The 9900-nt window shown below is 70.4% G+C and carries 8 protein-coding genes and 1 pseudogene; 7 read left to right on the top strand and 2 right to left on the bottom strand.

Features of this window, described 5'->3' with window-relative positions; translation table 11 throughout:
• The first annotated feature begins 108 nt into the window (after positions 1-108).
• From AB8Z36_RS19010 to AB8Z36_RS18995, 4 genes and pseudogenes are all read left to right on the top strand, one after another.
• Positions 109-1205 (top strand): annotated as a pseudogene (locus AB8Z36_RS19010) (adenosine deaminase).
• A gap of 20 nt (positions 1206-1225) precedes the next feature.
• Complete coding sequence (locus tag AB8Z36_RS19005; protein WP_369214527.1) at positions 1226-1906, top strand: glycerophosphodiester phosphodiesterase; 681 nt, start codon at positions 1226-1228, stop codon at positions 1904-1906.
• 22 nt (positions 1907-1928) lie between these two features.
• A complete protein-coding gene (locus AB8Z36_RS19000; RefSeq protein WP_369214526.1) occupies positions 1929-2858 on the top strand; it encodes a DUF72 domain-containing protein in 930 nt (309 codons plus the stop codon).
• A 104-nt stretch (positions 2859-2962) separates the two neighbouring features.
• A complete protein-coding gene (locus AB8Z36_RS18995) occupies positions 2963-4156 on the top strand; it encodes a serine hydrolase domain-containing protein (RefSeq protein ID WP_369214524.1) in 1194 nt (397 codons plus the stop codon).
• A 48-nt stretch (positions 4157-4204) separates the two neighbouring features.
• Here the strand turns inward: AB8Z36_RS18995 and AB8Z36_RS18990 are convergent, their stop codons facing one another.
• Both AB8Z36_RS18990 and AB8Z36_RS18985 read right to left on the bottom strand, forming a co-directional pair.
• Entirely contained in the window at positions 4205-5380 is a 1176-nt protein-coding gene (locus AB8Z36_RS18990) for an ABC transporter substrate-binding protein (RefSeq protein WP_369214523.1), read from the bottom strand.
• Between the two features lie 144 nt (positions 5381-5524).
• On the bottom strand, positions 5525-6964 hold the full coding sequence (locus AB8Z36_RS18985) for a gamma-aminobutyraldehyde dehydrogenase (protein WP_369214522.1): 1440 nt from the start codon (positions 6962-6964) through the stop codon (positions 5525-5527).
• Positions 6965-7127: 163 nt separating this feature from the next.
• Between AB8Z36_RS18985 and AB8Z36_RS18980 the strand changes: the two genes are divergently transcribed.
• The 3 genes from AB8Z36_RS18980 to AB8Z36_RS18970 form a co-directional block, all read left to right on the top strand.
• Positions 7128-7673 carry an Lrp/AsnC family transcriptional regulator gene (locus AB8Z36_RS18980; RefSeq protein ID WP_440581950.1) on the top strand — a complete coding sequence of 182 codons (546 nt, stop codon included), beginning with the start codon at positions 7128-7130 and terminating at the stop codon, positions 7671-7673.
• Positions 7658-9037 (top strand): aspartate aminotransferase family protein, encoded by a 1380-nt coding sequence (locus tag AB8Z36_RS18975; protein WP_369214521.1) that lies wholly within the window; start codon positions 7658-7660, stop codon positions 9035-9037. Before AB8Z36_RS18980 ends, AB8Z36_RS18975 begins: the two co-directional genes overlap by 16 nt.
• 184 nt (positions 9038-9221) lie before the next feature.
• Positions 9222-9900, top strand: a 679-nt coding sequence (locus tag AB8Z36_RS18970) for an ABC transporter ATP-binding protein (protein WP_369214520.1), incomplete at its 3' end; no start/stop codon positions are given.

Here is a 9900-nt window from a genome sequence, read left to right as displayed (position 1 = left end):
GTCCTCGGGCATGGCGGACATGAAGGCCCCCTCTTTCGTACGTTCCGTCATGCTACGGCCCCGGCTCCTCCGCCACGCCCCTCGGCCTACGATGATCCCGACCCGCCGATCAGCCGATCAAGCCCGTTCCTGGGGAGGAATCCGTGACCGACCAGCAGCTCACCGCCGCGACCGCCAGAGACCCGCACGCCTTCATCGCAGGACTGCCCAAGGCGGAACTGCACGTGCACCACGTCGGCTCGGCCTCCCCCCGCATCGTCTCCGAGCTCGCCGCCCGGCACCCCGACTCGGCTGTGCCGACCGACCCCGAGGCGCTCGCCGACTACTTCACGTTCACCGACTTCGCCCACTTCATCCAGGTCTACCTCTCCGTGGTGGACCTGATCCGCACCCCGGACGACGTCAATCTGCTCACCTACGAAGTGGCCCGCGACATGGCCCGGCAGAACGTCCGCTACGCCGAGCTGACCATCACCCCGTACTCCTCGGTCCGCCGCGGCATCGAGGACCGCGCGTTCATGGACGCCATCGAGGACGCCAGGCTGGCCGCCGAGAAGGAGTTCGGCACCGTACTGCGCTGGTGCTTCGACATTCCCGGCGAGGCGGGACTCGCCTCCGCCGAGGAGACGCTCCGGCTCGCCGTCACCGACAAGCTGCGCCCCGAGGGCCTGGTCTCCTTCGGCCTCGGCGGCCCCGAGATCGGCGTGCCGCGCCCGCAGTTCAAGCCCTATTTCGACCAGGCCATCGCGGCGGGCCTGCACTCGGTGCCGCACGCGGGTGAGACCACCGGACCGGAGACCGTCTGGGACGCCCTGAACCACCTGGGCGCCGAGCGCATCGGACACGGCACCACCGCCGCCCAGGACCCCCGCCTCCTCGCCCATCTGGCCGAGCACGGCATCCCGCTCGAGGTCTGCCCGACCTCGAACATCGCGACCCGCGCGGTGAGCACCCTCGACGAGCACCCCATCAAGGAGTTCGTCGCCGCCGGGGTGACCGTGACGATCAACTCCGACGACCCGCCGATGTTCGGCACCGACCTCAACAACGAGTACGCGGTCGCGGCCCGCCTCCTCGACCTCGACGAGCGCGGCATCGCCGCCCTGGCGAAGAACGCCGTCGAGGCCTCCTTCCTCGACCCGGCGGGCAAGGCCCGGATCGCCGCCGAGATCGACACGTACACGGAGACGTGGCTCGCTCCCTGACCCGGCAGCACAATGGGGCCATGCGCACCGTGACAGCAGTGGCCCACCGAGGCGATCCCTACCGCGTCCGTGAGAACACGATCCCGTCCCTGCGTTCCGCGCTCCGGCGGGGCGCGGACGTGGTGGAGATCGACGTCCGGCTGAGCGGCGACGGCGTGCCCGTCCTGCTGCACGACCCGACGCTCAAGCGCCTGTGGGGATGCGAGCGCCCGCTCGGCGTCCTGTCCGCGGCCGAGGTCGACGGCCTCACCGAGGGCGGCGTGCCGACCCTCGCCGCCGCCCTCGCGGCCACCGAGGGGCACCGCCTGATGATCGACCTGCCCGGCGCGACGGCCGAGGCGGTGCGCACGGTCGTCGGGGTCGTCGCGGAGTGCGGGGCGTCCGGGCGCGTGTCCTACTGCGCGGGCGGTGAGACCATGCTCGCCGTGCGCGACGCCGACCCGGCCGCCGAGATCGCGTTGACCTGGACGACGCTCGCCCCGCCGCGCCGCGTCCTGCTCGACGCGGTGAAGCCGCGCTGGCTCAACTACCGCTTCCCGCTCGTCGACCGCGAACTCGCCTTCGAGGTGCACCGCCAGGGCTATCTCGTGTCGGCCTGGACGCCGGACACCCGCCGCTCGATGCGCCGTCTGATCGACGCGGGCGTCGACGCCATCACCACCAACCGCATCGATGTCCTGGAGTCGCTGCGCACGCCGTGACCCATCGGGGTACCCGTGCCGGATGAGCGAGATACTGGTGGGGACCTGTTCGTGGACGGACCGCGCGCTGCTGGCCAGCGGCTGGTATCCGCCGGGCCTGAAGGACGCGGAGGGACGCCTGCGCCACTACGCGGGCCGCTTCCCGCTCGTGGAGGCCGACTCCACCTATTACGCGCTGCCCGCCGAGCGCACCTGCCGCTCGTGGGCGGAGCGGACACCGGACGGCTTCCGCTTCGACGTGAAGGCGTTCTCGCTCCTCACCGGCCACCCGACCCGCCAGGCCGCGCTCCCCGCCGACCTGCGGGACCTGCCGACGGGCCCGGAACTCCTCGACACCGTCTGGCGGCGCTTCGACGACGCCCTCGCACCGCTGCGGGAGGCGGACCGGCTCGGCTCGCTCCTGTTCCAGTACCCGCCGTGGTTCGCGCCGGGACCGCGGGCCGAGCGCACGCTGGCCGAGTGCGCGCGGCGTGCCGAGGACCGGTCACCGGCCGTGGAGTTCCGCCATCCGGCCTGGTGGCGCGAGGACCGGGCCGCGCGCACCGCCGCGCTCCTGACCGACCTCGGCATGGCCGCGGTGGCGGTGGACACCGCGCAGGGCCTGCCGCGTTCGATGCCGCCGGTGGCCCCGGTCACCGCGGACCGCCTCGCGGTGATCCGCTTCCACGGCCGCAGCCCGGCCTGGGGGAACGGCTCCAAGGAGGACAAGTTCCGCCACACCTACACGACCGCGGAACTCACCGAGTGGCTGCCGCGCATACGGGCGATGTCCGAGCGGGCCGAGGAGCTCCACGTCCTGTTCAACAACTGCTGCGCCGACGCGGCGGTCCGCGCGGCGGAGTCGATGAGGCGGCTCCTCGGCACACCGTCCCCGCTCGACACACCGTCCCCGCTCGACGCACCTCCCCTAGGGGACACCCCCGGCAACTCCCCCGACGCGACGCTGTTCTGACCCTGAGCCGGTCCGGGGGCCGCCCCCCTCCTCAGCGACGATCCGGCGCCCGCGCATGATCTTCAGGATGGGAGCACCGACCGGCCCCCGATCCAGGAGTCCCCGTGCAGCCGCCCCTCCGTACCGCCGTCGCCGCCGTCGCCACAGTTCTCGCATTCGGTGTCACCGCGGCCGTGGCCGCCCCCGCCACGGCGTCCGCGCCCCGCCAGCCGTACACGCACGCGCACACGGCCGACACCGGCACCGACGCCCTCAACCGCAAGGCCCTGCGCGAGGCGATCGAGGGGCTCCCCGACGCCGACGCGACCGCCGCACTCGTCCGGGTGGGCGGCAGACACGGGACCTGGCGCGGCAGTTCCGGCGTGCACGACCTGGTGACGCGGCGCGACGCCGATCCGCACGGCCGGTTCCGCGCCGGTTCCACGACGAAGATCGTGACGGCGGCCGTGGCCCTGCAACTGGCCGCCGAGGGCAGGCTCGACCTGGACGCGCCGCTCCAGCGGTACATGCCGGAACTGTTCGAGAAGGCGCCCGGCAAAGGCCGTGCGGACTTCGCCCCCATCCCCGTGCGCTCCCTGCTCAACTACACCAGCGGCATCGCGAACGGCGACGGCTTCGAGGACGAGTACGCCCACCGCTACGACACCCTGGACCCGCGGACCGTCGTCGCCTCCGCCCTCGCCAAGGGCCCCGAGCACGCCCCCGGCGCCGAGCAGCACTACCGCAACATCGGCTACACCGTCCTCGGCCTGCTCATCGAGCGGGTGACCGGCGACTCGTACGCCCACCAGGCGGGCAAGCGGATTCTCCGGCCGCTGCACCTGCGCGACACGTACTTCCCCGGCGCCGATCCCCGTATCCGCGGCCCGCACAACCGCGGCTACCAGCGGATGGAGCGGGCGGACGGCACGGCGCACCTCGTCGACGTGACGGAGTGGAACCAGTACGACCGCTTCGCGGCGGGCGACATGATCTCCTCCACGGCGGACCTGGAGACCTTCACCAAGGCGCTGTTCGAGGGTCATGTGGTGCCGCGAGCGCAGCTCAAGGAGATGTTCACGCTGCCCCGCCTCGCGCCGGGCGCTCCCGCGCCCACCTTCGGCGCGGGCCTCCAGTACATGAAGGTCGGCGACCAGAGGATCTGGCTCAAGACCGGCGCGCGCTACGGCTATACGAACATGATCGCCGCCACCGAGAACGGCTCCCGCACCCTCGTCTACTCGGTCAACGCGACCGACGCGAAGGGCAAGGACATGAACGCGGTCGCCCAGCGCATCGCGGCAGCGGCCCTGAGCTGAGGCCAGCGGCGCCGGACCGCCGCTCCACAGCCCCGCGAGCGCGCCGTCCTACAGCCCCGCCAGCGCGTTCCACCGCTTCGCGAACTCCGGGCGCTCCTTGGACGTGATGTCACGCGCGATGGCGAGCCGCCCCCGCATCGCGTCGTCCGGGAAGATCAGAGGGTCCTCGGCGAGGGCGGCGACGTCCTTGTCCTTGGCGGCGGCGAGGACGTCGCGGGCGGCGGGCACGGGGCAGACGTAGTTGACCCAGGCGGCCAGCTCGGCGGCGACCTCGGGATCGTAGTAGTGGTCGATGAGCCGCTCGGCGTTGCGCTTGTGGCGGGCCAGGTTGGGGATCATCAGGGACTCGGCCCAGAGCTCGGCGCCCTCCTCGGGGACGACGAACTCGATGTCGGGGTCGTCCGCCTGGAGCTGGATCACATCACCGCTGTACGCCTGGCAGGCCAGGACGTCACCGCTGGAGAGGTCCTTGATGTAGTCGTTGCCGGTGAAGCGGCGGATGTGGTGGCTGTCCACCATCTTCTCGACCCTGTCGCACATCCGGTGGAAGTCGTCGGCCCGCCACCTGGTGATGTCCACGCCGTCCCCCTGGAGGAGGAGCGCGAACGCCTCGTCGAGGCCGGAGAGGAGCGTCACCCTGCCCTTGAGGTCGTCGGCCCACAGGTCGGAGACCTGCTTGATCTCACGCCCGACCTTGCGCCTGTTGTACGCGATGCCGGTGATCCCCGACTGCCACGGCACGGTGAACTTCCGCCCCGGGTCGAAATGCGGGGAACGGAGCAGCGGGTCCAGGTACTTGGTGACGTTGGGCTGGTGCGCGCGGTCCATCTCCTGGACCCAGCCGAGGCGCACGAAGCGGGCGCACATCCAGTCGCTGATGACGATGAGGTCGCGGCCGGTCTCCTGGTGGTTCATCAGGGACGGGCTGATCTTGCCGAAGAACTCGTCGTTGTCGTTGATCTCCTCCGTGTAGCGGACGTCGATCCCGGTCCGCTTCTCGAAGGCCGCGAGCGAGGGGCGCCTCGTCTTGTCCGCGTCGTCGGTGTCGATGTACAGCGGCCAGTTCGCGAAGGTCAGCTTCTTGTCGCGGGCCGAGCGGTCGCCCGCCGACCGTTCGTCCGGCGCGATGTAGGCGGCCGGGACGCCGCACCCGGCGAGCGTGCCGACGGCCGCGCCACCGCCCAGGGCTCGCAGCAGGGACCGGCGGGAGACTGAGGAGGCCATGGGGTTCGCTCGCACTCCGGCAGCATGCTCCCCCGCCTCACCGCCGGGCAATGGACGCTGCGTCGAGCCCGGCGCGCCTGAGCCGACACCTTGTCGATCACTTCGGCCGCCGGGGCGCGGGAACGCTCCGGCGGCCGTCGAGGACTATCCCTCGATGGACGTCATCACGTGCTTGATGCGCGTGTAGTCGTCGAATCCGTAGGCGGAGAGGTCCTTGCCGTACCCGGACTTCTTGAAGCCGCCGTGCGGCATCTCGGCGACGAGCGGGATGTGCGTGTTGATCCAGACGCAGCCGAAGTCGAGGACCTTGGACATCCGCATGGCACGCGCGTGGTCCTTGGTCCAGACGGAGGAGGCGAGCGCGTACTCCACGCCGTTGGCGTACTCGACGGCCTGCGCCTCGTCCGTGAAGGACTGCACGGTGATGACCGGGCCGAAGACCTCGTTCTGGATGATCTCGTCGTCCTGCTTGAGGCCCGAGACGACGGTGGGCGCGTAGAAGTAGCCCTTCTCGCCGACCCGCTGGCCGCCCGCCTCGACCTTGGCGTGCGCCGGGAGGCGCTCGATGAAGCCGGAGACCTGCTTGAGCTGGTTGGCGTTGTTGAGCGGGCCGTAGAGCACGTCCTCGTCGTCCGGCTGCCCGGTCTTCGTGTCGGCCGCGGCCTTGGCGAGCGCCGTCACGAACTCGTCGTGGATGGACTCCTGGACGAGCACGCGCGTGGCGGCCGTACAGTCCTGTCCCGCGTTGAAGAAGCCCGCCACCGAGATGTCCTCGACGGCCTTGACGATGTCGGTGTCCTCGAAGACCACGACGGGGGCCTTGCCGCCGAGCTCCAGGTGAACCCGCTTGAGGTCCTTGGCGGCGGTCTCAGCGACCTGCATGCCCGCGCGCACGGAGCCGGTGATGGAGGCCATGGCCGGGGTCTTGTGCTCGACCATCAGGCGGCCGGTGTCGCGGTCGCCGGTCACGACGTTGAACACGCCGGGCGGCACGATGGAGCCGATGATCTCGGCCATCAGGACGGTCGACGCGGGCGTCGTGTCCGAGGGCTTCAGGACGACGGTGTTGCCCGCGGCGAGCGCCGGGGCGAACTTCCACACGCCCATCATCATCGGGTAGTTCCAGGGGGCGACCTGCGCGCAGACGCCGATCGGCTCGCGGCGGATGATGGAGGTCAGGCCCTCCATGTACTCACCGGCCGCGCGGCCCTCCAGCATCCGGGCCGCGCCCGCGAAGAAGCGGATCTGGTCGACCATGGGCGGGATCTCCTCGGACCGCGTGAGCCCGGTCGGCTTGCCCGTGTTCTCGACCTCGGCCGCGATGAGCTCCTCGGCCCGCTCCTCGAACGCATCAGCGATCTTGAGCAGGGCCTTCTGGCGCTCGGCGGGCGTCAGGTCGCGCCAGGCCGGGAACGCGTCGGCCGCGGCCTTCATGGCGGCGTCCACGTCGGCCTGACCCGACAGCGGCGCGGTCGCGTACGCCTCGCCGGTCGCCGGATTGATCACCTCGGTGGTCCGTCCGTCGGCCGCGTCCCGGAATTCTCCGTTGATGTAGTTGCGCAGACGGCGCAGCTCGGTGGTCACTTCCGGCCCTCCAAGTCAGATGTCCAGTGGATGAGACACCCACCCTAGTCGCTATACCGACGCTTTCAACATACCCGGCAGCCCAGAACTGCGGAATCCGTGACGATTGAAGTCCTGAACAACGAATTTCATCGGTTCGGCCTTGCGGAAGTGACGAGACGTCGTGCAGAGTGAGGGCGTGGCAAGTCGCAGCGCAGACCCCAGCAGCCCCCGCGGCTCCCGCACCGGAAATCCGGGCGGCGGCGGCAGTGGGAACGGCACCCCGCCCGTGGACGCCGTGTCTCTGGCGATCATCGAGCAGCTCCAGGAGGACGGACGCCGTCCGTACGCCGCCATCGGCAAGGCCGTGGGCCTCTCCGAGGCGGCCGTGCGCCAGCGCGTCCAGAAGCTGCTCGACCAGGGCGTCATGCAGATCGTCGCCGTCACGGACCCGCTCACCGTGGGCTTCCGCAGGCAGGCGATGGTCGGCATCACGGTCGAGGGCGACCTCGACCCCGTGGCGGACGCGCTGACCGCCATGCCGGAAGCCGAGTACGTGGTGATGACCGCGGGCTCGTACGACCTCCTGGTGGAGATCGTCTGCGAGGACGACGACCACCTCCTGGAAGTCATCAACAAGCGCATCCGCGCCCTCCCCGGCGTGCGCTCCACCGAGAGCTTCGTCTACCTCAAGCTCAAGAAGCAGACCTATATGTGGGGAACCCGATAGCCGTGAGCAAGGACCTCAGCCAGACCGCCTACGACCACCTGTGGATGCACTTCACCCGCATGTCGTCGTACGAGAACGCGCCCGTTCCCACCATCGTGCGTGGCGAGGGCACCTACATCTTCGACGACAAGGGCAAGAAGTACCTGGACGGTCTGTCCGGCCTCTTCGTCGTCAACGCGGGCCACGGCCGTCACGAGCTCGCCGAGACCGCCTACAAGCAGGCCCAGGAGCTGGCCTTCTTCCCGGTGTGGAGCTATGCCCACCCGAAGGCCGTCGAGCTCGCCGAGCGCCTCGCGGACTACGCGCCGGGCGACCTCAACAAGGTCTTCTTCACCACCGGCGGCGGCGAGGCCGTCGAGACCGCGTGGAAGCTGGCGAAGCAGTACCACAAGCTCACCGGCAACCACACGAAGTACAAGGTCATATCCCGCGCGGTCGCCTACCACGGCACCCCGCAGGGCGCCCTGTCCATCACCGGCCTGCCGGCCCTGAAGGCCCCCTTCGAGCCGCTGGTCCCCGGCGCGCACAAGGTGCCGAACACCAACATCTACCGCGCCCCGATCCACGGCGACGACCCCGAGGCCTTCGGCCGCTGGGCCGCCGACCAGATCGAGCAGGAGATCCTCTTCGAGGGCCCCGAGACGGTCGCCGCCGTCTTCCTGGAGCCGGTGCAGAACGCGGGCGGCTGCTTCCCGCCCCCGCCCGGGTACTTCCAGCGCGTGCGCGAGATCTGCGACAAGTACGACGTGCTGCTCGTCTCCGACGAGGTCATCTGCGCCTTCGGCCGCCTCGGCACGATGTTCGCGTGCGACAAGTTCGGCTACGTACCGGACATGATCACCTGCGCCAAGGGCATGACCTCGGGCTACTCCCCGATCGGCGCCTGCATCGTCTCGGACAGGATCGCCGAGCCGTTCTACAAGGGTGACAACACCTTCCTGCACGGCTACACCTTCGGCGGCCACCCCGTGTCCGCGGCGGTCGGCCTCGCCAACCTCGACATCTTCGAGAAGGAGCAGCTCAACCAGCACGTCCTCGACAACGAGGACGCGTTCTACCAGACGCTGCGCAAGCTCCTGGACCTGCCGATCGTCGGCGACGTCCGCGGCAACGGCTTCTTCTACGGCATCGAGCTGGTGAAGGACCGGGCCACCAAGGAGACGTTCAACGACGAGGAGACCGAGCGCGTCCTGTACGGCTTCCTCTCCAAGGCGCTCTTCGAGAACGGCCTGTACTGCCGTGCCGACGACCGCGGCGACCCGGTCGTCCAGCTCGCGCCGCCGCTGATCTCGAACCAGGACACCTTCGACGAGATCGAGGGCATCCTGCGACAGGTTCTGACCGAGGCCTGGACCAAGCTCTGACCTGAACCCATCGAGTGATCCACGACGGCCCCTGGGGCGCCCGTTCGAGTGAGAACGGGCGCCCCAGGGCCGCGTCTTTTCCGGGCCGGAACGCCCGGAAACCTAGCGTGCCCAGTGACCGATCGGCCCCGCCTTCGTTCCCCCGTGCAGGGGAGTCGAGCTGATCTGAACCGAGGTGTACGCCATGGTGTCCCCGCCGGACAACGACGTGCTGTGGGCGCGCGCCCTGCACGTCGCACACAACGGCTCCCCCGCCCTCACCGGCGTCTCGCTCGGTGTCCGCGAGGGTGAGATCCTCGTCGTCAACGGCCCGCGCGGCAGTGGAAAAACGACACTTCTGCATGTCCTCTCGGGCCGTCTGCTGCCCCAGGAGGGCGAGGTCTGGTTCAACAGCAGCCCCGTCCACACCATGCGCTCTCGCATGCGGGAGCGGCTGCGCCGGGAGCGCTTCGGCTGGATCGAGCCGGAGCCCCAGCTCGTCCCCGAGCTCACCGCCCGCGAGAACGTCGCCCTGCCGCTGATGCTGCGCGGCGCCTCCCACCGGACCGCCAAGACGGCCGCGCAGGAGTGGCTGGACCGCCTCGACATCGGCGGCTGCGCCCGAAAGCGCCCGCACGCCCTGCGCCAGGCCGAACGCCAGCGCGTCGCCGTCGCCCGCGCGCTGGTCACCACCCCCTCCGTGATCTTCGCCGACGAGCCCACGGCGCCGCTGCACCGCGCCGACCGCTCGCACGTGCTGCGCACCCTGACGACCGCGGCACGCTCGCACGGCATCACGGTCGTCCTCGCCACGCACGACACGGAGGTGGCCGCCCTCGCCGACCGCAGCGTCGCGCTGCTGGACGGGCGGTGCGTCAGTACGG

The sequence above is a fragment of the Streptomyces flavofungini genome (assembly GCF_041028215.1).
Taxonomy (GTDB): domain Bacteria; phylum Actinomycetota; class Actinomycetes; order Streptomycetales; family Streptomycetaceae; genus Streptomyces; species Streptomyces flavofungini_B.
The sequence above is the reverse complement of the archived record's forward strand: the minus strand, read 5'-3'. Positions and strand labels throughout refer to the sequence as shown.